This is a genomic window from Pseudomonas sp. LBUM1670 (genome assembly GCF_059695695.1).
Window position 1 is genome coordinate 2,778,185 of the sequence record NZ_CP166783.1, and the last position, 13,810, is coordinate 2,791,994.

The 13,810-nt window shown below is 59.7% G+C and carries 11 protein-coding genes; 10 read left to right on the forward strand and 1 reads right to left on the reverse strand.

What is annotated here, in order from left to right:
* The first annotated feature begins 54 nt into the window (after positions 1-54).
* The 8 genes from ACA073_RS12595 to ACA073_RS12630 all read left to right on the forward strand — a co-directional run bounded on the left by ACA073_RS12595 (position 55) and on the right by ACA073_RS12630 (position 11,109).
* Positions 55-945 carry an NAD(+) kinase gene (locus ACA073_RS12595; RefSeq protein ID WP_162436772.1) on the forward strand — a complete coding sequence of 297 codons (891 nt, stop codon included), beginning with the start codon at positions 55-57 and terminating at the stop codon, positions 943-945.
* Complete coding sequence (locus tag ACA073_RS12600; protein WP_497404081.1) at positions 942-1,916, forward strand: metallophosphoesterase; 975 nt, start codon at positions 942-944, stop codon at positions 1,914-1,916. The genes ACA073_RS12595 and ACA073_RS12600 overlap by 4 nt, the downstream gene beginning before the upstream one ends.
* A complete protein-coding gene (locus tag ACA073_RS12605; RefSeq protein ID WP_497403829.1) occupies positions 1,913-2,794 on the forward strand; it encodes a rhomboid family intramembrane serine protease in 882 nt (293 codons plus the stop codon). Before ACA073_RS12600 ends, ACA073_RS12605 begins: the two co-directional genes overlap by 4 nt.
* Positions 2,795-2,816: 22 nt before the next feature.
* Positions 2,817-3,077 (forward strand): YeaC family protein, encoded by a 261-nt coding sequence (locus tag ACA073_RS12610; RefSeq protein ID WP_427580296.1) that lies wholly within the window; start codon positions 2,817-2,819, stop codon positions 3,075-3,077.
* Positions 3,074-3,904: a DUF2797 domain-containing protein gene (locus ACA073_RS12615; protein WP_497403831.1), complete on the forward strand. Its 831-nt coding sequence runs from the start codon at positions 3,074-3,076 to the stop codon at positions 3,902-3,904. The genes ACA073_RS12610 and ACA073_RS12615 overlap by 4 nt, the downstream gene beginning before the upstream one ends.
* A 10-nt stretch (positions 3,905-3,914) precedes the next feature.
* A complete protein-coding gene (gene pepN, locus ACA073_RS12620) occupies positions 3,915-6,572 on the forward strand; it encodes an aminopeptidase N (RefSeq protein ID WP_497403832.1) in 2,658 nt (885 codons plus the stop codon).
* A gap of 1,083 nt (positions 6,573-7,655) precedes the next feature.
* On the forward strand, positions 7,656-8,708 hold the full coding sequence (locus ACA073_RS12625) for a WD40/YVTN/BNR-like repeat-containing protein (RefSeq protein ID WP_497403834.1): 1,053 nt from the start codon (positions 7,656-7,658) through the stop codon (positions 8,706-8,708).
* A 25-nt stretch (positions 8,709-8,733) separates the two neighbouring features.
* A complete protein-coding gene (locus ACA073_RS12630) occupies positions 8,734-11,109 on the forward strand; it encodes an efflux RND transporter permease subunit (RefSeq protein WP_497403835.1) in 2,376 nt (791 codons plus the stop codon).
* Positions 11,110-11,289: 180 nt separating this feature from the next.
* On the opposite strand, the gene ACA073_RS12635 is transcribed toward ACA073_RS12630, so the two are convergent.
* Positions 11,290-12,009 carry a FadR/GntR family transcriptional regulator gene (locus tag ACA073_RS12635; RefSeq protein ID WP_497403837.1) on the reverse strand — a complete coding sequence of 240 codons (720 nt, stop codon included), beginning with the start codon at positions 12,007-12,009 and terminating at the stop codon, positions 11,290-11,292.
* A 263-nt stretch (positions 12,010-12,272) separates the two neighbouring features.
* Here ACA073_RS12635 and ACA073_RS12640 point away from each other — a divergent pair, with 263 nt between their 5' ends.
* Positions 12,273-12,569, forward strand: a complete 297-nt coding sequence (locus ACA073_RS12640) for a DUF5629 family protein (protein ID WP_497403838.1) — start codon at positions 12,273-12,275, stop codon at positions 12,567-12,569.
* Complete coding sequence (locus tag ACA073_RS12645) at positions 12,562-13,731, forward strand: lactonase family protein (RefSeq protein WP_497404083.1); 1,170 nt, start codon at positions 12,562-12,564, stop codon at positions 13,729-13,731. The genes ACA073_RS12640 and ACA073_RS12645 overlap by 8 nt, the downstream gene beginning before the upstream one ends.
* Positions 13,732-13,810 lie beyond the last annotated feature (79 nt).

The window sequence follows — 13,810 nt, forward strand, 5'->3', positions numbered from 1 at the left end:
GCCCATAATCGTGTTTTTCGCCGTCGCAGGCCCCCGCGTCCCAATAGGAGCCCCATGGAGCAATTTCGTAATATCGGCATCATCGGTCGCCTGGGCAGTTCGCAGGTGCTGGATACCGTCCGCCGACTGAAACGGTTTCTGCTCGATCGTCACCTGCACGTGATCCTCGAAGACACCATCGCCGAAGTCCTGCCGGGTCATGGCCTGCAAACCTCGTCGCGCAAGATGCTCGGCGAAGTCTGTGACATGGTGATTGTGGTCGGCGGTGACGGCAGCCTGCTCGGCGCCGCGCGCGCACTGGCCCGACACAATATTCCGGTGCTCGGGATCAACCGGGGCAGCCTGGGTTTCCTGACCGATATTCGTCCCGACGAGCTCGAAGTCAAAGTCGCCGAAGTGCTCGACGGCCACTACCTGGTGGAAAACCGCTTCCTGCTGCAAGCCGAAGTCCGGCGCCATGCCGAAGCCATTGGCCAGGGCGATGCACTGAACGACGTGGTGCTGCACCCCGGCAAATCGACGCGGATGATCGAGTTCGAGCTGTACATCGACGGCCAGTTCGTCTGCAGCCAGAAGGCCGACGGCCTGATCGTCGCCACGCCGACCGGTTCGACCGCTTACGCGCTGTCGGCGGGCGGCCCGATCATGCACCCCAAGCTCGACGCTATTGTGATTGTGCCGATGTACCCCCATACCCTGTCGGGCAGGCCGATTGTGGTCGATGGCAACAGTGAGCTGAAAATCGTCGTGTCCAAGGATATGCAGATCTACCCGCAAGTCTCCTGTGACGGGCAGAACCACTTCACCTGCGCGCCGGGTGACACCATCACCGTCAGCAAGAAAGCGCAGAAGCTGCGGCTGATTCACCCGCTCGACCACAACTACTACGAAGTCTGCCGGACCAAGCTCGGCTGGGGTAGCAGGTTGGGGGGTGGAGGCGACTGATGCTCGATCCCGCGCGAAGTTACGACCTGATCGGTGACGTGCACGGATGCGCTCTGACCCTTGAGCACTTGCTCGACCGGCTCGGTTACCGCAAACAAGGTGGTGTCTGGCGGCATGCGTCGCGTATGGCGGTGTTCGTCGGTGACATCATCGACCGTGGCCCGCGGATTCGCGAGGCGCTGCACATCGTCCATGACATGGTCGAGGCTGGTCAGGCGCTGTGCATCATGGGCAACCACGAATTCAACGCACTCGGCTGGAGCACGCCGGCGCCGCCGGGCAGCGGCAAGCAGTTCGTCCGTGAGCACACGCCGCGGCACGCGCGCCTGCTGGGTGAAACCCTGACTCAATTTGAAGATCATCCCGCCGACTGGCATGACTTTCAGCAATGGTTCTACGAATTGCCGCTGTTTGTGGATGCCGGGCGTTTCCGCGTGGTGCATGCCTGTTGGGACTCGGGCCTGATCGAGCCGTTGCGCGCGCTGTTTCCCGATGGCTGCGTCGATGAACATTTCCTCCAGGCCTCCGCGGTGCCGGGCAGTTTCGCCTGCACCGTGTTCGACCGCTTGCTGCGTGGCACCGACATGCGTTTGCCCCACGGGTTGACCATGACCAGCGGCGATGGCCTGACGCGCTCGTTCTTCCGCACCAAGTTCTGGGAAGACGACCCGCAAACCTACGGAGACATCGTGTTCCAGCCTGATGCCTTGCCGGAACCCGTGGCCCGAACGCCGCTGTCTTCCACCGAAAAAGACACCTTGCTGCGCTATGGCGTTGACGAGCCCTTGTTGTTCGTCGGCCACTACTGGCGCAGCGGAAAACCAGCGCCGATCCGCCCGAACCTGGCCTGCCTGGATTACAGCGCGGTGCTCTACGGCAAGCTGGTTGCCTATCGCCTGGACCAGGAAACCCGGCTCGATCCGCATAAATTTGTCTGGGTCGATGTCGAACGGCCGGAGGTGCTGCGATGAGCGCCGTTGCCGTGTTGCGCCTGCCGCTGGCGGTGGATCTGAGCGGGTTCGTCAAACTGCTGCAACGCATGCAGGTGCCGCATCGGGTCAGCGAAGAGCAGGGCGAGCAGGTGCTGTGGGTGCCCGCCAATATCAGTGAAGACGTGCGCGCGTTGTACGAGCGTTTCCCGGCGGGTGATCCTGATCAGCAACTGGACATTCCGCTGGCGAAAACCACAAAGCGTCCCGGGTTCGTCGAGCAATTGCGTCACGCCAAAGCGACTGCACTGGTGCTGCTGCTGAGCCTGATCGTCGGCGCGGTGACGCTGCTGGGGGAAAACCTCGACACGATGCGTTGGTTCACCTTCCTCGATTTCCGGGTGGTCGGCGAGTACATCCATTTCACGCCACTGGCCGACAGCCTGGCGGCGGGGCAGTGGTGGCGGCTGGTGACGCCGATGCTGATCCACTTCGGTTTCCTGCACCTGGCCATGAACGGCATGTGGTATTGGGAGCTGGGACGGCGCATCGAGTCGCGCCAGGGCGGCATCAACCTGATCGGCCTGACCTCGCTGTTCGCCCTCGTGTCGAACTACGCCCAGTTTTACTTCAGTGGCCCGACCTTGTTTGGCGGGTTGTCCGGCGTGCTGTACGGCCTGCTCGGACATTGCTGGATCTTCCAGATTCTGTCGCCGAACCGGGCTTATCGCCTGCCGCGCGGTGTGCTGGTGATGATGCTGGTGTGGTTGCTGCTGTGCCTGTCCGGGCTGGTCTCGATGATCGGCTTCGGTGAAATTGCCAACGCCGCCCACGTCGGCGGGTTGCTCGTCGGATGCTTGACCGGTTTGTTGGGCGGTTTGTACAACCGCCGTAAACTGGCCGTCCAGAATCGTATGTGAATTAAAGAGCGCGGAGACCTTGATGTCCTCTTTTAACGAAATGATCAAAAACATCACCCCGGATATCTACCGGAGCCTGAAACTGGCGGTGGAAATCGGCAAATGGTCGGACGGTGGCAAACTCACCGCCGAGCAACGCGAACTGTCGCTGCAAGCGATGATCGCCTGGGAGATCCAGAACCTTCCCGAAGAAGAGCGCACTGGCTACATGGGCCCGCAGGAGTGCAGCTCCAAATCGATTGAAGTGCCGAATATCCTGTTCAAGTCGGATGCCATCCATTGATCGAGATTGGCCGCGGTGCAATCAGTAAAATGTCGGCCCGCCTGGACGGGGCCGACGTGCAGTATGCGTTTCGTCTGGGCGAAGTCGAGGTGCCGGTCAATCCATTGATTGGCTCTACGGTTCGTCTGGAATACCTGGGGGCGATCCACTGCTCCCATTGCGGGCGCAAGACCAAAACCAGTTTCAGCCAGGGTTACTGCTACCCGTGCATGACCAAACTGGCGCAGTGCGATATCTGCATCATGAGCCCGGAGCGTTGCCACTACGACGCCGGCACCTGCCGTGAGCCGGAGTGGGGCGAGAAGTTCTGCATGACCGATCACATTGTGTATCTGTCGAACTCGTCCGGGGTGAAAGTCGGGATTACCCGCGCCACCCAGCTGCCGACCCGCTGGATCGATCAGGGCGCTCGTCAGGCGTTGCCGATCATGCGTGTTTCGACCCGCCAGCAGTCGGGTTTCGTCGAAGACCTGTTCCGCAGTCAGGTCGCCGACAAGACCAACTGGCGTGCATTACTCAAGGGCGAAGCGGTTTCGGTGGATCTGGCAGCGGTTCGCGATCAGCTGTTTGAAAGCTGCGCCGAAGGCCTGCAAAACTTGCAGGAACGATTTGGCCTGCAAGCCATCCAGACCATTGCCGACGTGGAACCGCTCGAAATCCGCTATCCGGTCGAGCAATACCCGGCCAAGATCGTCAGCTTCAACCTGGACAAGAACCCGATTGCCGAAGGCACGCTGCTGGGAATCAAGGGCCAGTACCTGATTTTCGACACCGGCGTGATCAATATTCGTAAATACACGGCTTATCAGCTCGCCGTGCATCAGTAAGGACTCCAGCATGCGCACCGAACAACCGAAGATGATCTACCTGAAGGACTATCAGGCGCCCGAGTACCTGATCGACGAAACGCACCTGACCTTCGAGTTGTTCGAGGACCACAGCCTGGTCCATGCGCAACTGGTGATGCGCCGTAACCCTGAACGTGGTCCGGGCCTGCCGCCGTTGGTACTCGATGGTCAGCAGCTCGAATTGCTGTCGGTCACTTTGGCTGATCGCGAGCTGAGTGATGCTGATTACCAACTGACTGAAAATCACCTGACCCTGCACCCGACCAGCACCACCTTCACGGTCGACACCAGCGTCCGGATTCACCCGGAAACCAACACGGCGCTGGAAGGTTTGTACAAATCCAGCGGCATGTTCTGCACCCAGTGCGAGGCCGAAGGTTTCCGCAAGATCACCTATTACCTCGACCGCCCGGACGTGATGAGCAAGTTCACCACCACGGTGGTCGCCGAGCAGCACAGCTATCCAGTGCTGCTGTCCAACGGCAACCCGATTGCCAGCGGGCCAGGCGAAGACGGCCGTCATTGGGCGACGTGGGAAGACCCGTTCATGAAACCGGCGTACCTGTTTGCGCTGGTGGCCGGTGACTTGTGGTGCGTCGAAGACACCTTCACCACCATGACCGAGCGCTCCGTAGCGCTGCGTATTTATGTCGAGCCGGAAAACATCGACAAGTGCCAGCACGCCATGAACAGCCTGAAGAAGTCGATGCGCTGGGACGAAGAGGTCTACGGTCGCGAGTACGATCTGGACATCTTCATGATCGTTGCGGTCAACGACTTCAACATGGGCGCCATGGAGAACAAGGGTCTCAACATCTTCAACTCCAGCGCCGTGCTGGCCCGCGCCGAAACCGCGACCGACGCCGCGCACCAGCGCGTCGAAGCGATCGTTGCCCACGAATACTTCCACAACTGGTCGGGCAACCGCGTGACCTGCCGCGACTGGTTCCAGTTGTCGCTGAAGGAAGGCTTCACCGTGTTCCGTGATTCCGGTTTTTCCGCCGACATGAACTCGGCCACCGTGAAACGCATCCAGGACGTGGCTTACCTGCGCACCCACCAGTTCGCCGAAGACGCTGGCCCGATGGCTCACGCCGTACGCCCGGACAGCTTCATCGAAATCTCCAACTTCTACACCCTGACCGTGTACGAAAAGGGCTCGGAAGTGGTCGGCATGATCCACACCTTGCTCGGCGCCGAAGGGTTCCGCAAAGGCAGCGACCTGTATTTCGAGCGTCATGACGGTCAGGCCGTAACCTGCGACGACTTCATCAAAGCCATGGAAGATGCCAACGGTGTCGACCTGACCCAGTTCAAACGCTGGTACAGCCAGGCCGGTACACCGCGATTGGCAGTGAGCGAGTCCTACGACGCCGCCGCGAAAACCTATAGCCTGACGTTCCGCCAGAGCTGCCCGGCCACCCCGGACAAAGTTGAAAAACTGCCGTTCGTGATTCCTGTCGAGTTGGGCCTGCTGGACTCCAAAGGCGCGGCCATTGCCTTGCGTCTTTCCGGTGAAGCCAGCGCTCAGGGCACTTCGCGGGTGATTTCGGTGACTGAGGCCGAGCAGACCTTCACCTTCCTCGACATCACTGAACAACCGCTGCCTTCGTTGCTGCGCGGCTTCTCGGCGCCGGTGAAACTGAGCTTCCCGTACAACCGCGACCAACTGATGTTCCTGATGCAGCACGACAGCGACGGCTTCAATCGCTGGGATGCCGGTCAGCAATTGTCGGTTCAAGTGCTGCAAGAACTGATCGCCCAGCAGCAGAAGGGCGAGACGCTGGTGCTGGATCAGCGTCTGGTTTCTGCCTTGCGCACGGTGTTGTCGGACGAGACGCTGGATCAGGCGATGGTCGCCGAAATGCTCTCGCTGCCGGGCGAGGCGTATCTGACTGAAATCAGCGAAGTGGCGGACGTTGACGCGATTCACATCGCTCGCGAGTTTGCGCGTAAACAATTGGCTGAAGGTCTGTTCGAGGCGTTGTGGCTGCGTTACCAGGCCAATCGTGATCTGTCGAAACAAACCCCATACGTAGCCGAAGCCGAGCACTTTGCCCGTCGCGCGTTGCAGAATATTGCGCTGTCTTACCTGATGTTGAGTGGCAAGCCAGAAGTCCTGGCGGCGACGCTTGAGCAGTTCGAGACCAGCGACAACATGACCGAGCGCCTGACGGCATTGGCCGTGCTGGTCAACTCGTCGTTCGAAGAAGACAAGGCGCGGGCGCTGGCGAGTTTTGCCGAACACTTCAAGGACAACCCGCTGGTCATGGACCAGTGGTTCAGTGTTCAGGCGGGCAGCACGTTGCCGGGTGGGCTGGAGCGTGTGCGTCAGTTGATGCAACATCCGGCCTTCAATATCAAGAACCCGAATAAGGTGCGGGCGCTGGTTGGTGCGTTTGCGGGGCAGAACCTGATCAACTTCCATGCGGCGGATGGTTCGGGGTATCGCTTCCTCGCGGATCTGGTGATCGAACTGAACGGCTTCAACCCGCAGATCGCTTCTCGCCAACTGGCGCCGCTGACGCGCTGGCGCAAGTATGACGATGCTCGTCAGGCGCTGATGAAAGGTGAACTGGAGCGGATTCGTGCTTCGGGTCAGCTGTCCAGCGATGTGTTTGAAGTGGTCAGCAAAAGCCTGGCCTGAGTTTGGCTTCGCCCCCGCAGGTGTTCACTCGAACCCTGTGGGGGCGGCGGTGCGACGATTCGACTTGCTCGCGATGGCTGCGTATCAGGTGGTGAGCTTTTTTACGGGGTACATATCCATTTCTGCGGTAACGGCTGATATTGGTTCCGCTTTTACAGCGGGTCACTTGGAAAAGCGCCAAGTAACCAAGCGCTTTTGCCCCTTTCGTTCGGTGCCTCGCGAGGGGGCGTGCACCGCAACAGCAAAAGCGAGGCGGCCTCTGGGCCGGCCGGGGCATCAAGCGGGCGCGCTTCGCTGGTTTGGCCGTGCACACCCTTTGGCCTGATGTGAATTCCCTGTGGGAGCGGGCTTGCTCGCGAAGAGGCAGTGTCAGTCACCATCAATGTTGAATGACACACCGCATTCGCGAGCAAGCCCGCTCCCACATTGGATATCTGTTGGGCATGAGATTGGTGTTTACCGTCCACCGCCGATGACATGACGGACTAGACATCAGGTCGGCTATCAGGCCGCCTCGACTTGGCTTTTGATTTGGCTTTTGATTTGGCTTTTGAGGTACTCGCCCCCTCGAGAGGCCGAGTGGAGGTTCTGCGCAGTGGGCAACCCGGCATGGATGCCGGGTTAGCCGCCCCCGGCCATGGATGGCCGATGGCGGCGGGCCCACGGAGCAGGACCGGAGCGAGGGCATGCCGAGCCTTAGCGAGGCACCGAACGAAAGGGGCAAGAGCGCTTGGTTACTTGGCGCTTTTCCAAGTGACCCGCTGTAAGAGCGGAACCCTAGGTGGCCGTTGCCGCAGAAACGGATATGTACACCAACCACCAACCACCAACCACCAACCGACAACCCAATCACCCAGCCTGATACCCCACCATTCAGAAAAACCCCATCCACCCCAGGTTAACAAAAGATAACGCGGCGTCGATTGTCAGACCTTTCCAAACACCGATAGGATAAGCCAGCTTCCGAAGGGGCTCTGGATTGCGGGTTTCAGGACTATGCTCCGAACCATTCAATCCCGATGAGCAACCCTAACGGCGCCCTGAAAGGTCGAACGACCTAACAATAAAAATGGGGGAAGGTCTATGAGTGAGCCTGTCATGGGTGTGGGTACCTGCCGCCCGCCGGCACTGCGCAAATTCGCGTTGCTGGCTACAGCGCTCTCGCTGTTGGGCTGTGCCGTGTTGTCGGCACCTGTGCTGGCCGCCGCGGCGCCGGCATCTGGCGTTGGCTATTCCGTTGAATCCACCAAGGCCAGCAAAAGCCTGATGCTCGACGTCGTGCATGCCGGCAAGCGCCTGGTGGCGGTTGGCGATCGCGGGCACATTCTGTATTCCGATGACCAGGGCGCGACCTGGACCCAGGCCAAGGTGCCGACCCGGCAACTGCTGACCTCGGTCTATTTTGTCGACGACAAACATGGCTGGGCCGTCGGCCATGACGCACAGATCCTCGCCAGTGAGGACGGCGGCATCACCTGGACCAAGCAATTCGAAGATCTGAAGCGCGAATCGCCGCTGCTCGACGTCTGGTTCCAGGACGCCAACAGCGGCTTTGCCGTGGGCGCTTACGGCGCGCTGCTGGCCACCACCGATGGCGGTAAAAACTGGGAAGACGCCAGCGATCGCCTCGATAACGAAGACCAGTACCACCTAAACGGCATTGCCGCGGTCAAGGATGCCGGGCTGTTCATCGTCGGGGAGCAGGGCAGCATGTTCCGCTCCTCCGACTGGGGCCAGACCTGGGAAAAGCTTGAAGGCCCATACGAAGGTTCGTTGTTCGGCGTGGTCGGCACCGCTCAAGCCAACACCCTGCTGGCGTACGGTCTGCGCGGCAACCTGTTTCGCTCCACCGACTTCGGCAGCACCTGGGAACCGGTCGAGCTGAAAGCGACCCGCGGTGCACTGGAGTTCGGTCTGTCCGGCGCAACGCTGCTCGAAGACGGTTCCATCGTGATCGTCGGCAACGGTGGCAGCGTGATCCGCAGCAACGACAACGGCGAAACCTTCAGCGTGTTCAACCGACCGGATCGCATTTCCGTGTCGGCGGTGACTGCAGCGGGCAACGGCAATCTGATTCTGGCAGGACAGGGCGGCGTTCGCGCTACTTCGCCAACCGGCTCAGAGCTGGGTAAATAATAAGAAGGGCGGAGCTATGACATCCATGACAAGCCATCACCAAGACAAGGCGACGTTTCTTGAGCGTCTGATTTTCAACAACCGCCCGGCAGTGATATTCATCTGCCTGCTGGTCAGTATTTTCCTGTTCTGGCAGGCGACGCTGATCCGGCCGTCCACCAGTTTCGAAAAAATGATCCCGCTCGAGCATCCGTTCATTCAAAAGATGATGGAGCACCGCAACGATCTGGCGAACCTGGGCAACACCGTGCGGATCTCGGTGGAAGCCACCGACGGCGACATCTTCTCCAAGGAGTACATGGAGACCCTGCGTCAGATCAACGACGAAGTGTTCTACATCTCCGGCGTCGACCGTTCCGGTCTCAAGTCGCTGTGGAGTCCGAGCGTACGCTGGACCGAGGTGACGGAGGAGGGCTTCGCCGGTGGTGAAGTGATCCCGCAGAGCTATAACGGCTCCCAGCAAAGCCTCGACCTGCTGCGCAACAACGTGCTCAAGTCCGGGCAGGTCGGGCGTCTGGTGTCCAACGACTTCAAATCGAGCATTGTCGATATCCCGCTGCTGGAGTCCTACCCGGACCCAGAGGACCAGGGCAAGTTGCTGGCGCTGGACTACCGCAAGTTTTCCCACGAGCTGGAAGAAAAGATCCGCGACAAGTTTGAAAAACAAAACCCCAACGTGCAGATCCACATCGTCGGTTTCGCCAAGAAAGTCGGCGACCTGATCGATGGACTGGTGATGGTGGTGATGTTCTTCGGTGTCGCCTTTGTCATCACCCTGATCCTGCTGTACTGGTTCACCAACTGCATGCGCAGCACCGTGGCGGTATTGAGCACGACGCTGGTGGCGGTGGTCTGGCAGCTCGGCCTGATGCACTTCTTCGGTTTCGGGCTTGATCCGTACTCGATGCTGGTGCCGTTCCTGATCTTCGCCATCGGTATTTCCCATGGCGTGCAGAAGATCAACGGCATCGCCCTGCAGTCAAGCGAGGCCGACAACGCGCTGACCGCCGCGCGGCGCACCTTCCGCCAGCTGTTCCTGCCGGGGATGATTGCGATCCTCGCGGATGCGGTGGGTTTCATCACGTTGCTGATCATCGATATCGGTGTGATCCGCGAGCTGGCCATCGGCGCGTCCATCGGCGTGGCGGTGATCGTGTTCACCAACCTGATCCTGTTGCCGGTGGCGATTTCCTACGTCGGCATCAGCAATCGCGCCGTCGAGCGCAGCAAGAAAGACGCGCACCGCGAACACCCGTTCTGGCGCCTGCTGTCGAACTTTGCCAGCCCGAAAGTTGCGCCGGTGTCGATCGTGTTGGCATTGTTGGCCTTCGGTGGCGGCCTCTGGTACAGCCAGAACCTGAAAATCGGCGACCTCGACCAGGGTGCTCCAGAGCTGCGTCCGGACTCGCGCTACAACAAGGACAACAACTTCATCATCAGCAACTACTCCACCAGCTCCGATGTGTTGGTGGTGATGGTCAAGACCAAGTCCGAAGGCTGCTCGCGCTACGAAGCCATGGCGCCGATCGACGAGCTGATGTGGAAGATGCAGAACACCGAGGGCGTGCAATCGGCGATTTCCCTGGTGACCGTGTCCAAGCAGATGATCAAGGGCATGAACGAGGGCAACCTGAAATGGGAAACCCTGTCGCGCAACCCGGACGTGCTGAACAACTCCATCGCTCGTGCCGATGGTCTGTACAACAACAGTTGCTCCCTGGCGCCGGTGCTGGTGTTCCTCAACGATCACAAGGCTGCAACGCTGGATCGCGCAGTGCATGCGGTGCAGGACTTCGCCAAGGAAAACAACAAGGAGGGCCTGGAATTCATCCTCGCCGCCGGTAACGCCGGCATCGAGGCGGCCACCAACGAAGTGATCAAGGAATCCGAGCTGACCATCCTGATCCTCGTCTACATCTGCGTCGCGACCATGTGCATGATCACCTTCCGTTCGTGGGCGGCGACCTTGTGCATCGTGCTGCCGCTGGTGCTGACTTCGGTGCTCGGTAACGCCCTGATGGCCTTCATGGGCATCGGCGTGAAAGTCGCGACATTGCCGGTGGTGGCGCTGGGCGTAGGGATTGGCGTGGACTACGGGATTTACATCTACAGCCGACTGGAAAGTTTCCTGCGTGCCGGTCTGCCGTTGCAGGAAGCCTATTACCAGACCTTGAAATCCACGGGTAAAGCCGTGTTGTTCACCGGTCTGTGCCTGGCCATCGGTGTATGCACCTGGATCTTCTCGGCCATCAAGTTCCAGGCCGACATGGGCCTGATGCTGACCTTCATGCTGCTGTGGAACATGTTCGGCGCGCTGTGGCTGTTGCCAGCGTTGGCGCGGTTCCTGATCAAACCGGAGAAACTGGCGGGGCAGAAGGGCAATTCGTTGTTCGCTCACTGACCCCAACCTGAAATAAAAAAGCCGCAACCTTGGTTGCGGCTTTTTTACATCTCAAATTTCACACCAAACCCCTGTGGGAGCGGGCTTGCTCGCGAAATCGGTGGGCCAGTCAACGCAAATGTTGAATGTACGACCGCTTTCGCGAGCAAGCCCGCTCCCACATTTTTTGATTTGTGGTGGTCAGGAAGGATCGGTGCCCAACACCACATTCAACGCACTGCGCGCATCATCCAGCTGCACCAGCGTCGCATGCCGTGCGCCCAGTGCATCGCGATTCTCGATCGCCGTGAGAATCGCCTTGTGCCGTGGTAATGCGAGTTCATGCAGATTCGGACGCTGGTTGGAATGTTTCAACGTTTCGGCAATCGCCACCGACAGCATGTTGCACAGGTTCGCCAACAGGTCGTTGTGGGTGGCATCGGCGATCCGGCTGTGGAAATCCAGGTCTGGTTGCAACAGCGCTTCGGGAGTCGGCGCGGCTTCCATGCGTTGGTAGGCTTCACCGATGGAGGCGATGTCCGCGTCGGTGGCGAACTGCGCGGCGAGGGCCGCCGCTGCCGGTTCGATGATGCTGCGCACGCTGGTGAGCAGATCGAAGAATTGATTTTGCGGGCTGCTTTGCATCAACCAGTGCAGCACGTCCGGGTCGAGCATGTGCCATTCCTTGCGCTGCTTCACCACTGTGCCCACCCGCGGACGGCAATACACCAGGCCTTTGGCGACCAACACACGAGTGGCTTCGCGCAGCACCGGCCGACTGACCGCGTATTCCTCGCACAACAGGGCTTCGGCGGGCAGTTTGTCGTCCGGTTTGAAGCGTCCCGAGACAATCTGCATGCCCAGTTCCTGGACGATGCGCGAATGCATGCTTTTGCGGTCGGAGAGTTTGCGGTAATCCATGGGGAACGGCGCGATCCTGTGCGATGGAGATGCCGCGCATGATAACAGGCGCCGCGCAATCATGAGGCAGGCGTAGAGCAAATGTGGGAGCGAGCTTGCTCGAAAGCGGAGTGTCAGTCACCAATGATGTTGGATTTGACGGCCCCTTCGCGAGCAAGCCCGCTCCCACATTGGTCCAGGTTGTATGGAGTTTTTTGACCGGCACTGAGCCACCCCCTGCATTGAGCTATCATTGCGTCTTTCCCTTTTAAAGATTGACTGCCATGACTGCCGCAACCGACACCTTGCTCAACACCCTCGAACACTGCGACATGGTGGAAATCGACGGGCTGCATGCTTTTGAATTCTCCCTTGATGAAGACGACAACCTGCACATCGAATGCATCGACGGCCGTGTGTCCAAGCACTGGGAGTTCACCCCGGCCCAGGTCGAGGCCGCGACCTTCGATTCAACCTTGCAAAGTTGGCTGATCACCGGTGATTCCGGCGAACACCGGCTGGTGTGCATGACCGCGTTTCGCGGTGATGACGACGAGGATGATGTGAATGAGGATGCGTAATTTCTGGCCACTGTTGATGGCTGGCAGCGTCGGCGCCATGGGCGTTCAGGCGGCGCCGGCCGATCATTATCAGTTGCTGGTGGGCTCGTACACCGCCGGCCAGAGCCAGGGCATTTACCGCCTGAATTTCGACAGCGCCAACGGGCAGATCGACGCCAAACCTCTGCAGGTCGTCAAGAGTGAAAACCCGTCCTGGCTGACCCTGTCCCAAGATCATCGTCACCTGTTCGTGGTCAACGAAAATGGCCCGGGACAGAAAGACCCGGTCGGGCGCGTCAGCAGTTATGCGATCGATCCCAAGATCCAGGAATTGAGCCTGATCAGTCAGGTGCAAAGTCTGGGCAACGAGCCGACGCATTCGAGCCTCAGCGGCGACGTCGGTCACTTGTTCGTCAGCAACTACTCGGTGGCTGAAGATCCGGGCGGCACCTTGGCCGTGTTGCCGGTGGGCGCCGACGGTAAGCTGAAAACCGTGGTGCAGATGAGCAGCCATCCGTCCAGCCGGGTCAATCCCGAGCGGCAGATGTCGGCGCATGTGCATTCGACGGTGTCCTCGCCGGACGGCAAGTTTGTGTTCTCCAATGACCTTGGCGCGGACAAGATCTTTGTCTATCGCTTCGATCCCAAGGCCAATCCGGATCTGCCCTTGACTGCCGCGACACCTGCTTCGGTCCAGTTGCCACCCGGCAGCGGACCCCGGCATTTGCTGTTCAGCGCGGACGGCAAGCACGCCTGGCTGACCATGGAAATGAGCGCGCAGGTCGCCGTGTTCGATTACCAGAACGGCAAGCTTGAGCAAACGCAAATGGTCGATTTGGCAGCCGGGCAACCGACGTCAGACAAAGCGGCCGCGGCGTTACATGCATCAACGGATGGCAAGTTCCTCTATGTCAGCAATCGCGGCACTGCCAATCAGTTGCTGGTGTTTGCCATTGACCCAGCCACCGGCCACCTCAAGGAGCTGCAACGCCGTTCGGTGGAAGGTGATCACCCGCGCGAGTTCAGCCTCGACCCGAGTGGCAAGTTCGTGCTGATTGCCAATCAGAAGAGCAACCAGATTGTCGTCGTCGAGCGCGATGCCAAGAGCGGTCTGCTGGGTAAAACCGTACAGAAACTGCCGATGGATGCCCCGAGCGATCTCAAGTTCCTGGTGCGTCAATAGGCCGCAGGCCCCGGTTGATGGGGCCTGCCTCCTTCTATTAATGACGCTGATATCTGCTAATGCTACAAAAGATTTCAAG

Bases quoted from the DNA above. Each gene is read 5' to 3' on its own strand.
- ACA073_RS12595 (WP_162436772.1), top strand. From the start codon at position 55: ATGGAGCAATTTCGTAATATCGGCATCATCGGTCGCCTGGGCAGTTCG.
- ACA073_RS12605 (WP_497403829.1), top strand. From the start codon at position 1,913: ATGAGCGCCGTTGCCGTGTTGCGCCTGCCGCTGGCGGTGGATCTGAGC.
- ACA073_RS12610 (WP_427580296.1), top strand. From the start codon at position 2,817: ATGTCCTCTTTTAACGAAATGATCAAAAACATCACCCCGGATATCTAC.
- pepN (WP_497403832.1), top strand. From the start codon at position 3,915: ATGCGCACCGAACAACCGAAGATGATCTACCTGAAGGACTATCAGGCG.
- ACA073_RS12625 (WP_497403834.1), top strand. From the start codon at position 7,656: ATGAGTGAGCCTGTCATGGGTGTGGGTACCTGCCGCCCGCCGGCACTG.
- ACA073_RS12630 (WP_497403835.1), top strand. From the start codon at position 8,734: ATGACAAGCCATCACCAAGACAAGGCGACGTTTCTTGAGCGTCTGATT.
- ACA073_RS12635 (WP_497403837.1), bottom strand. From the start codon at position 12,009: ATGGATTACCGCAAACTCTCCGACCGCAAAAGCATGCATTCGCGCATC.
- ACA073_RS12640 (WP_497403838.1), top strand. From the start codon at position 12,273: ATGACTGCCGCAACCGACACCTTGCTCAACACCCTCGAACACTGCGAC.
- ACA073_RS12645 (WP_497404083.1), top strand. From the start codon at position 12,562: ATGCGTAATTTCTGGCCACTGTTGATGGCTGGCAGCGTCGGCGCCATG.